The organism is Litchfieldella xinjiangensis, assembly GCF_000759345.1.
In the GTDB taxonomy this organism is placed as follows: domain Bacteria; phylum Pseudomonadota; class Gammaproteobacteria; order Pseudomonadales; family Halomonadaceae; genus Litchfieldella_A; species Litchfieldella_A xinjiangensis.
On sequence record NZ_JPZL01000001.1, the window covers coordinates 81,866 to 97,025 of the forward strand.

Annotated in this window: 15 protein-coding genes; 5 read left to right on the forward strand and 10 right to left on the reverse strand. The window is 58.8% G+C overall.

Annotated features, from left to right (window positions below; genetic code table 11):
* Positions 1-43: 43 nt before the first annotated feature.
* Complete coding sequence (gcvH, locus tag JH15_RS00335; protein WP_043525893.1) at positions 44-436, reverse strand: glycine cleavage system protein GcvH; 393 nt, start codon at positions 434-436, stop codon at positions 44-46.
* A gap of 499 nt (positions 437-935) precedes the next feature.
* Between gcvH and JH15_RS00340 the strand changes: the two genes are divergently transcribed.
* Both JH15_RS00340 and gcvT read left to right on the forward strand, forming a co-directional pair.
* On the forward strand, positions 936-2,309 hold the full coding sequence (locus JH15_RS00340; RefSeq protein WP_043525894.1) for an alanine/glycine:cation symporter family protein: 1,374 nt from the start codon (positions 936-938) through the stop codon (positions 2,307-2,309).
* Positions 2,310-2,383: 74 nt separating this feature from the next.
* Positions 2,384-3,496, forward strand: coding sequence for a glycine cleavage system aminomethyltransferase GcvT (gene gcvT, locus JH15_RS00345; RefSeq protein WP_043525895.1), 1,113 nt, complete (start codon positions 2,384-2,386; stop codon positions 3,494-3,496).
* A gap of 97 nt (positions 3,497-3,593) precedes the next feature.
* Here the strand turns inward: gcvT and JH15_RS00350 are convergent, their stop codons facing one another.
* The 6 genes from JH15_RS00350 to JH15_RS00375 form a co-directional block, all read right to left on the reverse strand.
* Positions 3,594-4,205 (reverse strand): alpha-ketoglutarate-dependent dioxygenase AlkB family protein, encoded by a 612-nt coding sequence (locus tag JH15_RS00350; protein ID WP_052383820.1) that lies wholly within the window; start codon positions 4,203-4,205, stop codon positions 3,594-3,596.
* Between the two features lie 31 nt (positions 4,206-4,236).
* Positions 4,237-4,815 (reverse strand): phosphatase PAP2 family protein, encoded by a 579-nt coding sequence (locus JH15_RS00355; protein ID WP_052383821.1) that lies wholly within the window; start codon positions 4,813-4,815, stop codon positions 4,237-4,239.
* The gene (locus JH15_RS00360; RefSeq protein ID WP_043525896.1) at positions 4,787-5,941 is read right to left on the reverse strand and encodes a glycosyltransferase family 4 protein; all 1,155 of its coding nucleotides are present in this window, start codon (positions 5,939-5,941) and stop codon (positions 4,787-4,789) included. Before JH15_RS00360 ends, JH15_RS00355 begins: the two co-directional genes overlap by 29 nt.
* A 118-nt stretch (positions 5,942-6,059) precedes the next feature.
* Positions 6,060-6,980 (reverse strand): LysM peptidoglycan-binding domain-containing protein, encoded by a 921-nt coding sequence (locus tag JH15_RS00365; protein WP_081948802.1) that lies wholly within the window; start codon positions 6,978-6,980, stop codon positions 6,060-6,062.
* The gene (locus JH15_RS00370) at positions 6,917-7,798 is read right to left on the reverse strand and encodes an acyltransferase (RefSeq protein WP_043525898.1); all 882 of its coding nucleotides are present in this window, start codon (positions 7,796-7,798) and stop codon (positions 6,917-6,919) included. Before JH15_RS00370 ends, JH15_RS00365 begins: the two co-directional genes overlap by 64 nt.
* An 88-nt stretch (positions 7,799-7,886) precedes the next feature.
* Complete coding sequence (locus JH15_RS00375; RefSeq protein ID WP_043525899.1) at positions 7,887-9,836, reverse strand: acetoacetate--CoA ligase; 1,950 nt, start codon at positions 9,834-9,836, stop codon at positions 7,887-7,889.
* 393 nt (positions 9,837-10,229) lie between these two features.
* Here JH15_RS00375 and JH15_RS00380 point away from each other — a divergent pair, with 393 nt between their 5' ends.
* Complete coding sequence (locus tag JH15_RS00380; RefSeq protein WP_043528509.1) at positions 10,230-11,570, forward strand: MFS transporter; 1,341 nt, start codon at positions 10,230-10,232, stop codon at positions 11,568-11,570.
* 8 nt (positions 11,571-11,578) lie between these two features.
* Here JH15_RS00380 and JH15_RS00385 read toward each other — a convergent pair whose 3' ends face one another.
* From JH15_RS00385 to JH15_RS00395, 3 genes are all read right to left on the reverse strand, one after another.
* The gene (locus tag JH15_RS00385) at positions 11,579-12,346 is read right to left on the reverse strand and encodes a VOC family protein (RefSeq protein ID WP_043525901.1); all 768 of its coding nucleotides are present in this window, start codon (positions 12,344-12,346) and stop codon (positions 11,579-11,581) included.
* A 153-nt stretch (positions 12,347-12,499) separates the two neighbouring features.
* Positions 12,500-12,775 carry a GrxA family glutaredoxin gene (locus JH15_RS00390; protein WP_043525902.1) on the reverse strand — a complete coding sequence of 92 codons (276 nt, stop codon included), beginning with the start codon at positions 12,773-12,775 and terminating at the stop codon, positions 12,500-12,502.
* 115 nt (positions 12,776-12,890) lie between these two features.
* Positions 12,891-13,703 (reverse strand): inositol monophosphatase family protein, encoded by an 813-nt coding sequence (locus tag JH15_RS00395; protein ID WP_043525904.1) that lies wholly within the window; start codon positions 13,701-13,703, stop codon positions 12,891-12,893.
* A 125-nt stretch (positions 13,704-13,828) separates the two neighbouring features.
* On the opposite strand from JH15_RS00395, the gene hybE reads away from it, so the two are divergent.
* Together hybE and JH15_RS00405 are read left to right on the forward strand one after the other, a co-directional pair.
* Complete coding sequence (gene hybE, locus JH15_RS00400) at positions 13,829-14,287, forward strand: [NiFe]-hydrogenase assembly chaperone HybE (protein WP_043525906.1); 459 nt, start codon at positions 13,829-13,831, stop codon at positions 14,285-14,287.
* Positions 14,288-14,372: 85 nt separating this feature from the next.
* On the forward strand, positions 14,373-15,152 hold the full coding sequence (locus JH15_RS00405; protein ID WP_043525909.1) for a 3-hydroxybutyrate dehydrogenase: 780 nt from the start codon (positions 14,373-14,375) through the stop codon (positions 15,150-15,152).
* Positions 15,153-15,160 lie beyond the last annotated feature (8 nt).

Consider the following 15,160-nt stretch of genomic DNA (forward strand, 5'->3'; position numbering starts at 1 on the left):
AGAAGCCGGCGAGACGAACTCGCCGGAGGAAGGGCATCGATCCTCAATCGTCCTGCTCGGCTACCTTGGCATAGGCGTCGGCATCGAGAAGGTCGTTGATTGCCTCGATATTGCTGGGCTTCAGCTTGGCGATCCATCCCTTGTCATAGGGCGATTCGTTGACCGTTTCGGGGGCGTCTTCCAGCGCAGTGTTGGCTTCGACGATCTCACCGGCCAACGGGGCATAGAGGTCCGAGGCAGCCTTGACCGATTCGATGACACCCAGTTCGCCACCGGATTCCAAGGTGCGTCCGACATCGGGAAGCTCGACGAACACCACATCACCCAGGGCCTGCTGAGCATGGTCGGTGATACCCAGCGTAACGGTACCGTCACCGTTATCCAGGACCCACTCGTGACTTTCGGTATATCTCAGGTTCGCGGGAAGGTTGCTCATCGCGTTTTCCTATACGAAATGGTTTTCTGTACGAATCGTACTGTCATCCGACCCTACGGCGAGGCCACCATAACCAAACGGAGCTGCCAGCCGAGGGTCACTGCTTGACCGCTTCACCATGTTGGCCGCTTTATCCGGCTTCGTCCAGCAACGGTCCCCCGTGCTTTTCTACCTTGCGATATGGGGCTCAACTCAACCTGGCGTGACCGACTATGCTGAGTTCATGGCGTGTTCGCTGGCTTGAGTGCCGTCGCAAGGCCGCTAATGTAGCGCTGTTTCTTATAAGAAACAAATTTCACCCTCCGGCGGGGGGTAACAGCACTCTATGAATCGTGGAAAATACCCCAAGACCAAAAACCGGTAGGAAACTGCGGAGCTGTGGCGGAATATCGGTGGAATCCGCTATCGTAGTGCGGTTTCGCATACCGGGTCATCTGGTCTGGTATCCATCATGCACGGTCGTGCACAACAAGAAGCCATACAAGAAGGGGAATACTCGATGGAAACGTTGAATGGGGTCTTCAGCGCCATCAATGGCGTGGTTTGGGGACCATTGATGCTGGTATTGCTGCTGGGGGTTGGCTTGTATCTCCAGCTGGGGCTCAAGCTGATGCCGATTCGCAAGTTGGGGGTCGGTTTCAGCCTCATGTTTCAGGGGCGCGTATCGTCCAAGGGCGATGAGAGCGAGGGGGAAATCTCTCCTTTCAATGCGTTGATGACGGCGCTTTCGGCAACGATAGGTACAGGGAATATCGCCGGTGTGGCCACCGCGATTGCCCTGGGTGGCCCGGGGGCCGTCTTCTGGATGTGGATCACCGCGCTGGTGGGTATGGCCACGAAGTTTGCCGAAGCCGTCTTGGCGGTACGTTACCGGGAAGTGGATGACCTCGGTAATCATGTTGGCGGCCCGATGTTCTACATCCGTAACGGACTGGGGCGCAAATGGGCCTGGTTGGGCGCCGCATTTGCTTTCTTCGGGGCCATTGCTGCGTTCGGTATCGGTAATACCGTTCAGTCGAACTCGGTGGCGGACGCCCTGGACGCATCGTTTGGCCTGCCTAGCTGGATCACCGGCGTGGTCATCATGGTGCTGGCAGGCGCGGTCATACTGGGCGGTATCAAACGCATCGCCAAGGTGGCAGGCAAGCTGGTACCGATCATGGGCATCGCTTACGTCGCAGCCGGTATCGTCGTACTGATCGTCAATGCCAGTGAAATCGGCAGTGCCTTTGGCATGATCTTCTACTATGCGTTCAATCCCCATGCGGCCATGGGTGGCTTTGCCGGGGCCGCAGTCATGGCCGCCATTCGCTTCGGTGTCGCGCGCGGCATTTTCTCCAACGAAGCGGGGCTTGGTAGTGCGCCGATCGCGCATGCAGCAGCCCAGACCAAGAACCCGGTGCGTCAGGGCTTGATCGCCATGCTGGGAACGTTTATCGATACGATCATCGTCTGCTCGATAACCGCGTTGGTAATCCTTACCTCAACGGTTTGGGAAACCGGTGAAGCCGGGGCCTCCCTGACGGCCCTATCGTTCGAGGCGGCACTACCGGGTATCGGCAACCACATCGTGTCGATCGCTCTGGCGATCTTCGCCTTCACGACCATCCTTGGCTGGTCGTTCTATGGCGAGAAGTGTTTCGAATACCTGTTTGGCGTGCGCTCGATCATGCTCTATCGCGTGCTGTTCGTACTGGCGATTCCAGTCGGTGCCATGGCCCAGCTTGGCTTCATCTGGCTGATGGCGGATACCTTCAATGCCATGATGGCCATACCCAACCTGATCGCCTTGGCGTTGTTGTCACCGATCGTCTTCCGGTTAACCCGTGATTACTTCGATGGCAAGGAGGTCCTTCCAGGCGAAGAACGCTAGTAGTCGACGGACGTTGCGGGTGGCAGACCACCCGCAACGCCTGGCCATGGATGCAATCGAAGGTGGACCTCACGATGAGCGAACTCAACAAGACGCCCTTGTACGCACTGCATGTCGAACTTGGCGGAAAGATGGTGCCCTTTGCGGGTTATGAGATGCCCGTGCAGTTTCCTCTGGGTGTCAAGAAAGAGCACGAGCATACCCGGAGCGCATGCGGACTGTTCGACGTTTCCCATATGGGGCAACTGCTCATAAAGGGGCCTGATCCAGCGGCCGCGTTGGAAACGCTGGTATCCGCCGACATCGTTGGCCTCGAGGTCGGCATGCAGCGCTATGCACTGTTTACCGGCGATGAGGGGGGAATTCTCGATGATCTCATGGTGGTCCGAGGTGAAGGCCACCTGTACCTCGTCGTCAATGCCGCCTGCAGGGATCAGGACCTGGCACACTTGCGTGTCGGGCTGGGCCAGGATTATCACGTCGAGACGCTGGACCGGGGGCTGCTGGCCCTGCAGGGACCCCGAGCGGCCGATGTCATGAAACGCGTGTGTCCCGAAGCCTGCGATATGGTCTTCATGCAGCATGGACGTTTCACGCTGGCTGGCTTCCCTGTGTGGATCAGCCGGAGCGGTTATACCGGAGAAGACGGTTTCGAGATCTCGGTAGAGAAGGACGATACCGACGGTCTTGCCAGGCGTCTGCTCGATGAGCCGGAAGTCGAAGCGATAGGGCTCGGCGCCCGCGATTCACTGCGACTCGAAGCGGGGCTGTGTCTCTATGGTCACGATATCGATACCACGACAACGCCGGTCGAGGCAGGGCTTATCTGGGCCGTGGGCAAGGCGCGTCGTCATGGTGGCGAACGGGTCGGTGGTTTTCCCGGTGCGGATTTGATACTCCATCAGATCGATGCTCGGGATCATGACCGCAAGCGAGTGGGGCTGGTAGCTGAGGGGCGGGCCCCTGTACGTGAAGGAACCGAGCTGTTCGATGAGGAGGGCCATCGGATAGGTGAGGTGACGTCAGGGAGTTTTGGCCCCACCGTCGGTAAACCGGTGGCTATGGGCTATGTATCAGTTGCACATGCCGAAGCGGGGAACCGAGTGTTCGCCGAGGTTCGAGGAAAGCGCTTGCCGATGACTGTGGCGCGGATGCCTTTCGTTACCCCGGGGTATTATCGCGGCTAAGGGATACTGCTCATTTGCACCGTAGGGAGGCTAAGCCTCCCTTTTAATGTCGCTATAGTTTATACCGTTATCTTTCTTGATATAAAAAACACTAATCCTAACTTACATATCGAAAAGTTAAACTTATACGTAATCCAGGAACTCTCCGAGGAAGCAGGGCATGCTGCAATTGCTGCTGAGTTCCTGGACCCATCAGTAACAGGCTGTCGTTGGGCAGCCAGACATTGAAAGCCTCGCTGCGCCGGTCACGCCAGCGTAAACGCAGCGGTCGCTCGGCACCCAAGCTGAGAGCCACGACGATCGGCTCCGGTCCCAATTCAGGCTCATCGTCACTATGCCAGCCCATGCGCTCCTCGCCGTCCGCGTAGCGGTTGAGGAGAATACTGTTGAATCTGGCAGGGAAGCCAAGAGCGGCAATACGAGCCTCGACGCGCTCACGAACCGGAATCAGCGCCGGCAACCAAGGGGCCGGTTGGAATTCCTTACCTGAGTATCGATATGTCGCGTTGCTGTCTCCCATCCAGACCTGGCGACGGGGTATAGGATGCTCTCGACCGTAGAGTCGCAGACTCGGCTGTTTCCAGTCGAGCGTTTGGTCAAGATAGTTGAGCAGCGCTCGGCTCTCGTGCCAGCCAAGGAGATCCTGGCATAGCCACAGCGGTGGGGCTTGAAGAAGGCGCTCGCACGAAGTATGGAAGACATCGCTCATTGGAGCAGGATGACACGCCGTGCGGCCTGTGTCAGGTGAGCATGGGCGGAATTAGCCATAAGCTGAACCACGCAAAAGCACACCCGATCAAGGCACCTCCAAGAACATCGCTGATGTAATGAAGGCCTAGCCCGACGCGCGAGGCGGCGATCAGCGCACTGAGTGGGGCAACGACGAACAGGGCGCTAGGTTGGGTGGCCGCACATAGCCAACAGAACATGACGGCATGCATGGTATGTCCGCTTGGAAAACTGTAGCGGTCACGTGCAGGCATGGTGCAGGGAATGCCCTGGAATGTGATGAAAGGCCGCTCACGGCAAAGCCGCGTCTTGATCAAGCGATAGATGATCACCGCCACGATAGCCGTGATGGCGAACTGCCATAGCCATAACCAGCCCTGGTTGCCGTACAACACGGGCTGCATGGCAATGAGGGCGACCCAGGCGGGCCAATCCCCGAGCCGACTGGCGATACGCAGCGTCACGAGCCAAGGCCTGTAAATACTCAGCCTGGCCATACGCTGGCACATGCGCCACTCGGCACTGTCGAGCCGAGTGAACAGGTGTGGTGCGTTCAGGCGCTCAGGGGCGGCAGGGGTCGGGCAGGCCATCGGAGGGCTCCTGTGCGTGTCGAAGGCTATCGAGGAATGTATCGGCAATGACGTCCCATCCTTGAGCTTGAATTCTCCTTCGCGCCGCCCGGCCCAATTGACCGAAGCGTGCGGGTGACTGACACAGCGACACCGCTGCCTGGACGAAGTCGTCAGGCGTATCGCGAGAGACCAGCAAGCCATTTTTCTGGTCTTCGATAAGTTCCTCGGCTGCTGCATAATCGAAGGCCACCACACCCAGGCCGCTGGCCATGGCTTCCACCACAACATTGCCGTAGGTTTCGGAGAGTGAAGGGAAGATGAAAAGATCCGCGCTGGCATAGTGTCGGGCGAGGGCATGATGGTCGATGAAGCCGGTAAAGATGGCCTCGGGGAGACGCTGCTCCAGGGTCGTCCGCTGAGGGCCGTCACCCACGAGCACGAGGATAAGATCCGGTTGTGTCTCGCGCATCGCCCTGAAGGTTTCAACGAGTAGGTCGAGGTTCTTTTCACAGGCGAGACGGCCCACATGCAAAGCCACGGGTTGGTGGCCTTCTGCACCCCATTGCCGACGTAACGCCGGATCACGCTTGTCCGGCGTAAAGTGATGACTATCGATGCCTCGTCCCATCACGCCGACATTGGCGAAGCCCTGCCCACGCAACCGCTCGGCCTGAACCATTGTGGGTACCAGCGTGGCATGGGTGCGATTATGGAAGCGCCTGAGCAGCGCCAGCACCGGTGCCTTCAACCAATTCATGCCGTAATCGCCTGCATAATGATCGAAATTGGTATGGAAGCCGCTGACTGTCGGGATGCCTAGCCGCCTGGCAACCCGGAGGGCAGAGAAGCCTAGAGGGCCTTCGGTCGCGAGATAGACCACGTCTGGACGATTCTGACGCCAGAAATTCATGATGCGTCTGTCCGCTGGGCGGCCGAACTGTACGTCGGTGTAGCGCGGAAGCCGAAATCCACTGACCTGGAGCTCGGCCTGCATGTACCGGGCCTCACGGCCTTCGCGGGGGCGTGGCCGAATGAGCAGTTGCTCGACCCCGCGTTGATCCAGCTCCTGACTCAAATGGTTGAGCGTGTGTGCGACCCCGTTGATCTCGGGGGCCCAGGTTTCACTGACCAGGCATAAACGCATGGCACTTCCCGTCATCGCTTTTAGGCCAGTGTGGCCCTTTAGGATGACAGGAAGGGGTCATGGTAGTGACGGTCCCATGACACGACCGATATCTTTTCCACGGCGCTCTGAGGCCAAACTATCGAAGGACCTGACGAGGATCGATGGGCTTCCCGCCATGGCGTAGATCGAACAGCAAGTCGTAGCGTTGCGTGGCGTTGCTGTAGCCAACCTCGCATAACGGCATGCCCCGGGTGACTTTGTCGCCTTCGTTCACGGCCAGGCTATCGCAAAGGGCGTAAACACTTTGCAGGTTGTCGCTGTGGTGAACGATGACGACTTTGCCCAGCTGACGCATGCTGCTGGCAAAGCGTACGTCACCGTCAGCGACGGCCTTTGCTCGCTGGCCACGACTTGTGGCGAGTAGCATTGGTTGCAGTGTCCCGCGAGAATCACTCCCGAACTGGCGCACCACCCGATAATCATCGAGTGGCCAAGGCCAGCCCTTGGCCTGGCTGGGTACGGGACCTGGGTTGGGCCGTGGGCTAGGTCTGGAAGGAGCCGAATTCGTGGGAGGGCGGGAATTGGCCACACTCCGTGAAGTGCTGCTCGCCCCGCGCAACGGTACTTGAATCAACTGCCCGACCCGCAGTGCACTGGGATTAAGCCCACTGTTGGCTGTCTGTATGTGCTGTGCTGTCGTTCCGAAGCGCCGGGCAATGCTCGAGTAGGTATCGCCCGGGCGAATCTGGTAGCGATAGGGACCTCCAGAAGGAGCGCGCTCTTGGGTCGAAGGCACCAGAATGCGCTGGCCGACAGCCAGGCGCCGGGAATCCACCCCCGGATTGAAGCGCTGTAAGCGTTCCAGCGGGACATTGGCGCGTGAAGCTATGGCACCCAAGGTGTCACCGCGTTGAATCGTAACCCAGTTGCCGGCAATGGTCTGCAGACGCTGCGTTTCGGACGGTGCAGATGCGCAACCGCCCAGGATCAACATCACGAAGGCGAGGAAAACGCATCGAGCCTGCCATCTTTCACCTCCCAAATACCGTTGAGCCATGTGTGGACGCGTTCCTTGTAGTACGGATCCTGATGATAATCGCCACCCGGCATCCAGTCGGGGACATCGATGTGCCGAGCGTGCAGCGTCACCGCCGCTTCACGTCCGCATAAAAAACGCCAGAAGGTCGGTTGAGGACGCACGTAGTGAATGGTCACGTCCAGAATGCCATCAAGCCTATCGCCCATCACGCTGAGAACTTGAGCAATACCGCCCGCCTTGGGGCGTAAGAGATGACGGTAGGGGCTTGCCTGGGCATCGCGCTTGGCAGGGGTGAAACGGGTCCCCTCAACGAAGTTATAAAGCGCGGAGGGAACCTCACGTGCCTGGCGACAGCTGCGGATCGTGGCCTCACGATCGATGTTCGCCAAGGCGGGATTGCGTTCAAGTTGCGTACGCGAATAGCGCCGCATGAACGGAAATTCAAGTGCCCAGCAGGCCTGGCCCACTATAGGGAGCCAGATGAGTTCGCGCTTCAGGAAAAAGCGAGGCATGGGGATACGGCGATGCAGGGCGAGCTGAAGCATGAAGATATCGGTCCAGCTCTGATGATTGGAAATCACCAGCCACCATTTGTGCGCGGAAAGGCTCTTCGGCAGTTGTGTTGATAACTGCGGTTTTAGCCAGCGGCGCATCCACCACAGGTTACTGCCCAGCCAGTTCTGCGCCACATGAATCAAGCCCAGCAGCACCTGGCGTCGCCAGCGTCGTGTCGGGGTGACAAGCTTGACGATGATCAATATGAAAAGCGGTATCCCCCAAAATAGGGTGATCACAATCAATAGCAGTAGGCTGACGATCCCCTTCAGGGCCGACATGCGCGCTCCTTACCCGGCGGGCTTCGATCAGTCAATGCTACTGGAACATGCGTGAGCTGCCCAGCCACTTACGTGACCGGGCAACTCGTCAATGCTGCAGTTGGGGCAGGTTTTTGTAGAGCTCGAGGGCTTCGGGATTGGCGAGAGCGTCCTGGTTCTTGACTGGACGACCGTGGATGACATTACGTACGGCGAGTTCGACGATCTTGCCTGACAAGGTGCGTGGGATATCCTCGACCTCGATGATCTTGGCGGGCACGTGGCGCGGAGTGGTATTGGCACGAATGGTGCGCTTGATCTCCTCGCATAACGCGTCGTCGAGCGTCCTATCCTCGCGCAGCCGCACGAACAACACCACACGAACGTCGTCACCCCATTCCTGGCCCACGCAAAGTGACTCGAGAACGCCCTCGACCTTCTCGACCTGGCGATAGATCTCCGCCGTGCCGATGCGCACGCCCCCGGGGTTGAGCACGGCATCGGAGCGTCCATGGATGACAAGCCCATCCTCGGCGGTGATTTCGGCGTAATCGCCATGAGCCCAGATGCCGGGGAAGGTCGAGAAGTAGGCCTCCCGGTATCGCTCGCCGTTGGGGTCGTTCCAGAAGCCGACGGGCATCGATGGAAAGGGCTGGGCGCAAACCAGCTCGCCTTTTTCTTCACGCAACGGTTTACCTTCGTCGTCGAAGACATCCACGGCCATGCCCAGGCCGCGGCACTGTAGCTGGCCTCGATAGACGGGGCGAATGGGACACCCCAGGGCGAAGCAGGAGACGATATCCGTTCCGCCCGAAATGGAGGCGAGTAGCAGATCCTCCTTTATGTCACGGTAGACGTAATCGAACGATTCGTGGGCCAGTGCCGAGCCGGTAGAGAGCACGGCACGCAGGCTCGTCAGGTCGTGGCTTTTGCCGGGCAGTAGCCCTTCCTTTTCGCAAGCGGCGATATACTTGGCGCTGGTACCGAAGACCGTGACCTTCTCGCGTTCGGCCATTTCCCAGAGTACATCGGGCGCCGGAGAGAAGGGGGAACCATCATAAAGCACCAAGGTGGCTCCGCAGGCCAGGCCGGAGACGAGCCAATTCCACATCATCCACCCGCAGGTGGTGTAGTAGAACAATACATCGCTCGCATCGAGATCGGTATGCAGCCGATGCTCCTTGAGATGTTGGAGCAGGGTGCCGCCGGCTGAGTGAATGATGCACTTCGGTGCCCCGGTCGTGCCGGATGAATAGAGAATGTACAACGGATGGTCGAAGGGTTGAGGTTCGAATTCGACAGTTGTAGCCGGATTACTGAGGTAGTCGTCCCACGTTACGGCCTTGTCGATGCCGTCGGTTTCCACCTCGTCCTTCAAAAACGAGAAGATGACAATCTGATTGATCGAGTCGATGGCATCACTAATCTCGGCCAGACGTGGCAGCGTATCGATCGGCTTGCCGTTCCAGGTATAACCATCGGTAGCGATCAATACCTTGGGCTGGATCTGACCGAACCGATCCATCACGCCATTGAAACCGAAGTCAGGTGAACAGGAGGACCAGACAGCACCGATGCTGGCTGCAGCGAGCATGCCGATGACGGCATGTTCACTGTTGGGTACGAAACCCGCCACTCGGTCGCCCGCGGTGACCCCGCTTTGCTTCAGTGAGTGAGCAAGCTTGGCGACTTGCTCGTACAATTCCGCATAGGAAATCACCTTACGCCTGCGTCGCTCGTCACAGACCACTAGCGCAGGGTGATCGTCGCGACGCCTGAGCAGGTTTTCCGCGAAGTTGAGCCGGGCTTGCGGAAACCAGCGAGCCCCAGGCATGGCATCGGGCCGCTCGAGCACGGTATCTCCGCGTGAGACGGCCTGGATATCGGCAATGTCCCACCATAATGCCCAGAAGGCTTCGGCGTGCTCGATGCTCCAGGCATGCAGGGCACTGTAGTCCTGCAGGTCCTCGCCGTGGTCGCGATTGATGCGATGCATCAAGGCGGCCATTTGCGTATTGTCGATGGTGGCCTGGGACGGGGCCCATAGCGGGGCAGTCATCGGCTCCTCCCTCTATAGTTATGTAACTAACGCAGTTTGGCACAGCGTGCCAGCCTTTGCCGGGCTTGGGAACTGCTGCTTCGCACCATGAGGATGAACTTAGACTAATGGTGCGCTGCACTAACGCGGTGGCCACTGATGAAAATCTGATCACTGTAAGCCCGACCCGCTGAGCGACTTGCTCAAACGTGGCTATACAGTCACTTTGCACATCGTTATCCACAGGAATTGTGAATAACCTCATTCTTGGCCACTGCTGACTTTGATGATCGGCAAGAATGCGCCACACTGTGATGCGGCGCTCACGAGGATAGCGGTTCGAGTCATTGTTGATTGCATCCAGTGAGCGTCGTCGACGCTATTATGGAACGCGGTTACCACATGGAGGTGCGAGTGCGCGCGTTACCCGCGACGTTGCCAATTCTGTTCGTATGCGAAATCTGCTTTCTGCTGGGGCATGGCCTGATCATGACCCTGCTTGGCGTTCGTATGTCCCTCGAGGGCTTTCCCTCACAAATGGCAGGCCTGCTCATGTCCAGCTTCTCGCTGGGCTTCGTGGTGGGTAGCTACTGGTTGGAAAAACGCATCCGCTCAGTGGGCCATATCCGGGTCTTTGCGGCCTGTGCTGCTTCACTGGCGGTTACCGCCATGCTGCATGGGCTATGGATCAATCCCTGGGCCTGGCTGGCTTGGCGGCTATTTGGCGGGGTGGCCACCGCTGGCTTGCTGATGGTCATGGAGTCGTGGGTTTCGGGTGAGTCCACCAATGAGAATCGTGGCCGCGTGCTCGGCTGGTACATGGTGATCTCCACCTCGTCGCTGGCGGGGGGGCAGTGGATGCTGAACCTGGCCGACCCCTCGACTACGGTATTGTTCTCGGTGGCAGGGATGCTATTCGCACTCTCGCTCGTGCCGCTGTCCATCCATCGTATCCATGGCCCCAGCAAGGTGGGGGATGTCCAACCTCAGAAGATCAAGCTGCGCGAACTGTTCCGGCGCGTGCCTGTCGGGTTGGCCGGCGCATTCGTGGCCGGCTTGATGGTGCAATCGTTCTTTGCCATGACGCCCTTCTATGGCCAGGAGATCGGCCTGTCCACGGCGCAGACGGCTCAGTTCATGGCCATTACCACGTTGGTGGCGCTGGTAGCCCAATGGTCTCTGGGGCGCGTTTCCGATCGCTTCGATCGCCGCAAGGTCATCCTGTGCATGGCGGTCGTCATGGCATTGGCGGGTGTGCTGATCGCGGCCGTGGCCCGCACCAGCTTCACCATGCTGCTGGTAGTCGCCTGCTTCCATACGGCGATGCTGCATACGCTATATTCCCTGAGCCTGGCTCACACCAACGATTGGCTCGACCATTCCGAGATCGTTGCAGCAAATGCCAAGCTGATGATCTGGTATGGGGTCGGTTCAATCATTGGTCCTTTCAGTGCATCGCTGGCCATGCAATGGGTTGGTCCGGATGGCCTATGGATGTTCCTCGGCGCCGTATCGGTGCTATTGGCAGTATTCGTGCTGTATCAACTCGGCCGTAGCCGGGCAATCGCCGAACCGGCGGTCGAGCAGGAGCCGTATGTGGCCGTACCCGTCATGGAGACGCCGCACTACATCAATGAGCTTGATCCACGTTACGAGCCTCAGCAGCACGAGTTCGACTTTAGCTACGACGAGGATGATGAACACGGAGACGATGCGGCCGAAAACCTGGCGGCGGAAGAGAACGTGACACGTTAAATCGACACCTAGCCGATTTCGCAACGGGTATGGCGTGGCATCAGTAATTCGGCGGCGCGCTCACGGTTACTGGGCAGACATTTCTGCACTAGGGCCAGCCCGCCCATGGCGATGCGGTGCTCGTCTCCTCCCGCGAAGGCCATGCGCTGTGAACGGGTCGCATAAAAGCGGAAGTTGAGCAGGGGAGAAACAGGAAACACCCCCTCCAACCGGTTGGCGGTTCCTTGGAAACCGGCGCGTTGCATTTGCTGATCCAGGCTGACCAGGTCGTTTCCCAGGCATTCGCAATCGAAGCCGACATGGTGAATCCGAGGCCCCATTACCGCCAGCCAGGCCGCCAGTGGATGCGCCTGATGCAGTCGTTCGTACCCCGACCAGTCGGGCATCTCCCAAGGTCGGCCGCGAGTCAGTATTTTCAAGCCTTCCAGTGAGGTGACACGAGGACGCTGTATCAGCGACTGGAGATAGGCTCGGGGCTCGCGGGTCAACGTACCAAGCTGAAGTTCCGCGAGGATCAGCCAGGCGCCCTCATCGGGGGGGGATAGCAACGTCACCAGAAGTCCCCGGTCGGCCATGGCAAAGTGCTCAGCATGCGCATACCCCTGACACTTCAGGGCGGGTAATAAAGCATTGGCTGCGTAGGGGCCATGGTTGAGCGTCAGTAGGGTGAGGTATTCGGGGCAGCTGTCCAACGGCCACAGGCGCAAGGCACCCAGTTCGGGGTGATGGTGCACATAATCGAGCCATAGCTCTTGCAAGAACGCTTGGCGCTGCATGTCAGGCCCTCTCCCTGTGCCTTGTCGTCCAGGCAAGTATAGGCAGAGGCGCTGAGGAGGGATTCAACGCCAAGGGGACGCTAACCTTACGCACATGAAAAAACCGCCCTAGCCGGGCGGTTTGCATCGCGTCACGTGTGAGCTCGACTCACCTTACTGTTCGGTGCTGGCCGGCAGCAAAGCATTATCGGAGACGTACTGGTCGAACTCGGTGAAGCCGCCGATGTGAGTCTGGTCGACGAAAATCTGGGGTACGGTCTCGACCGGCTTGCCGATGGTCTTTTCCATATCCGCCTTGGTGATGCCTTCCTCATGGATATCGATATAGCGATAACCGGAGATGGCGCCTGTGTCGCTCAACTTGTCTGCCAGGTCCTTGGCTCGGGTGCAAAAAGGGCATGCGGGACGGCCGAAGATCACTACGAACATGAAGTTCTCCTGAATAAAGGTGGACATATCGTGCGAATAGAAATTTATGCCCCATTGTTCCGTACTTGCCGGGAGATTGCCAATAGGAGCAATCTACCCGGGTTATTGCATTGCACTATAGACTTTCTTCGTCCGCCTGCTTGAGCAACCGATCCAGCTCGGCATAAATGTCCGGCGCACTGACCAGGATATTCTCCCCGTACAGGTCATTGGGGATACCCTGCGGTACGGGGTAAAGATGCCCGGTCTGTGCACCGGCTTCACGGGCGATCAGCAAGCCGGCAGCGAAGTCCCATGGCGATACGCTTTCGTAATACGCATCCAGCCGGCCACAAGCCACGTTGCACAGGTCCAGCGCCGCCGAACCGATTCGTCGAACGTCCTGACAGTGCATCAATACGGCTGTCAGGCGTCTTATGAGCGGGGCACGGGTATCACGGTCGTATGGAAACCCTGTTGCAATCAGGCTGTTTGAAAGTCGATTGGCGCGACTGCTCTGCAGGCGAGTGCCATTCAGGAAAGCCCCTTCACCACGAATGGCGGTGAAGGTTTCCTGCAGGAAAGGGGCATGCACTACACCGACCTCCACTCGGCCCTGGCTGGCCCATGCAATAGACACCGCCACATGGGGTAGTCCATGTGCGAAATTGACGGTGCCATCGATTGGATCGACGATCCACAGCGCATCATTGAGATCGAGGCTGTCGTGATCCGGAGCCAGCTCTTCGGTCAAGCGTGCTTCGCCGGAAAACTCCTCGTCGAGCGCCTCGGCGATCAATGTATCGACGGCCACGTCGGCGTCGGTCACGAGCTCGCTGCCTTTCTTGTAACGATGCTCGAAATCCTGACTGGCGTGCGCGTCCAGAATGGCACGTCCTGCACGGTGAGCAATGGCCGTGGCTTGCTCGAGACGTTGGCGGGCCTGCATGGAGCCTCCTTGCGATGTCTGTGAGTGTCCTTGCAACCAGTTTAACAGGCTGAAGGTTGCACCGCAGGAAGTGGCCAGCAGCCCCTCAATAGGTAGACTGCGGGCTTCGCCAACGGGAGAGCATCATGCAGGCATTGAATTCCGACCAATACGCTCGTCTGGCAGACGTCGCCCATCGCTACTGGCAGGTCCATGCGTCATGGTTCAAATCCTCGCCATGTCGCAATCCCCTACTGGGGGTGGATACGCTGTGCTTCCGCCCTTGGTCAGGCGATGGGATGGGGCAAGATGAGGTAGGGCTAAACGATGAGCCCAGCCTGGTGGGGGCATTGCTGACGCCGATTTCACTGTCCTTGGTGCTTCTGCCACCGACGAGCGCGACCAGAGAGGCTGTCGCTGAGCGCATCGTCCAGCTTCCTGGAGGCGCTTACGCCTTCAATCAGGAGCAAGTCGATCATGACGTCTGGTTTTGGCGCTGCGAGGTGCTGAGCGACCTGGGGGATATCGACTCCCTGCAAGAGGGGAGTCGCCTCGCCCAGCAGCTGGTCAGCCGCGTCATGGATCCCCCTGGGGCCAAGGCATGACGTCATCGCCGCTGAGTGGCGCCAGGTGATGACGTCGGCGTATGCTGAGTGGGTCGATTGATGCCAACGAAACCGGGAGGAAGCGATGAGCGCCACTAATCATCAGCAGGCTACGCCGCGTGTGGCCTTGGTGACCGGCACGACCAGCGGTATCGGCGAGGCCGTTGTCAAGCATTTCTGCGAGCTGGGCATGCAAGTGCTCGCGGTAGATTACAACGACCAGGGCAAAACAGTGGCCGATGCATCAGGCGCGGCTTTTTTCCAGGCGGATTTAACCGATGCACAGGCATGCCGTGATGCGGTAGCCGAGGCAGCGAAGCGTTTCGGTCACATCGATATCCTCGTCAATAATGCCGGCATTCAGCATGTGTCCAGCATTGAAGAGTTTCCCGAGACGAAGTGGCGCCAGATCATCGATCTGATGCTGACTGCTCCGTTTCTGCTGACCCAGGCGGCCTGGCCTTACATGCGTGAAGGGGGCTGGGGGCGCATCGTCAATATCGCCTCGGTTCATGCCCAAGTCGCCTCGCCGGGGAAATCGGCCTATGTCAGCGCCAAACATGGGTTGATTGGCCTGACCAAGACGGCTGCTCTAGAAGGGGGGGCGCACGGCATTACAGCCAATGCCATTTGTCCGGCCTATGTCAAGACGCCGCTGGTGGACAATCAGATTGCCGATCAGGCACGCCTGCATGGCATGCAGGAGCAGGAGGTCATCGAACAGATCATGCTCAAGAACGCGGCGGTAAAGCGGTTGATCGATCCCTCGGAAGTCGCTACGCTCACGGCGTATCTGGCCTCGGACGCCGCGGGCGCCGTGACTGGATCGAGCTGGAACATCGACTTGGGATGGACGGCGCAGTAGTCGCCTTC

Coding starts and splice junctions, on each gene's coding strand:
- JH15_RS00405 (WP_043525909.1), top strand. CDS start 14,373: ATGAGCGCCACTAATCATCAGCAGGCTACGCCGCGTGTGGCCTTGGTG.
- JH15_RS00360 (WP_043525896.1), bottom strand. CDS start 5,941: ATGCGTTTATGCCTGGTCAGTGAAACCTGGGCCCCCGAGATCAACGGG.
- JH15_RS00365 (WP_081948802.1), bottom strand. CDS start 6,980: ATGGCTCAACGGTATTTGGGAGGTGAAAGATGGCAGGCTCGATGCGTT.
- gcvT (WP_043525895.1), top strand. CDS start 2,384: ATGAGCGAACTCAACAAGACGCCCTTGTACGCACTGCATGTCGAACTT.
- JH15_RS00395 (WP_043525904.1), bottom strand. CDS start 13,703: ATGCAGGCCCGCCAACGTCTCGAGCAAGCCACGGCCATTGCTCACCGT.
- gcvH (WP_043525893.1), bottom strand. CDS start 436: ATGAGCAACCTTCCCGCGAACCTGAGATATACCGAAAGTCACGAGTGG.
- JH15_RS00370 (WP_043525898.1), bottom strand. CDS start 7,798: ATGTCGGCCCTGAAGGGGATCGTCAGCCTACTGCTATTGATTGTGATC.
- JH15_RS00375 (WP_043525899.1), bottom strand. CDS start 9,836: ATGACTGCCCCGCTATGGGCCCCGTCCCAGGCCACCATCGACAATACG.
- JH15_RS00385 (WP_043525901.1), bottom strand. CDS start 12,346: ATGCAGCGCCAAGCGTTCTTGCAAGAGCTATGGCTCGATTATGTGCAC.
- JH15_RS00350 (WP_052383820.1), bottom strand. CDS start 4,205: ATGAGCGATGTCTTCCATACTTCGTGCGAGCGCCTTCTTCAAGCCCCA.
- hybE (WP_043525906.1), top strand. CDS start 13,829: ATGCAGGCATTGAATTCCGACCAATACGCTCGTCTGGCAGACGTCGCC.
- JH15_RS00355 (WP_052383821.1), bottom strand. CDS start 4,815: ATGGCCTGCCCGACCCCTGCCGCCCCTGAGCGCCTGAACGCACCACAC.
- JH15_RS00340 (WP_043525894.1), top strand. CDS start 936: ATGGAAACGTTGAATGGGGTCTTCAGCGCCATCAATGGCGTGGTTTGG.
- JH15_RS00390 (WP_043525902.1), bottom strand. CDS start 12,775: ATGTTCGTAGTGATCTTCGGCCGTCCCGCATGCCCTTTTTGCACCCGA.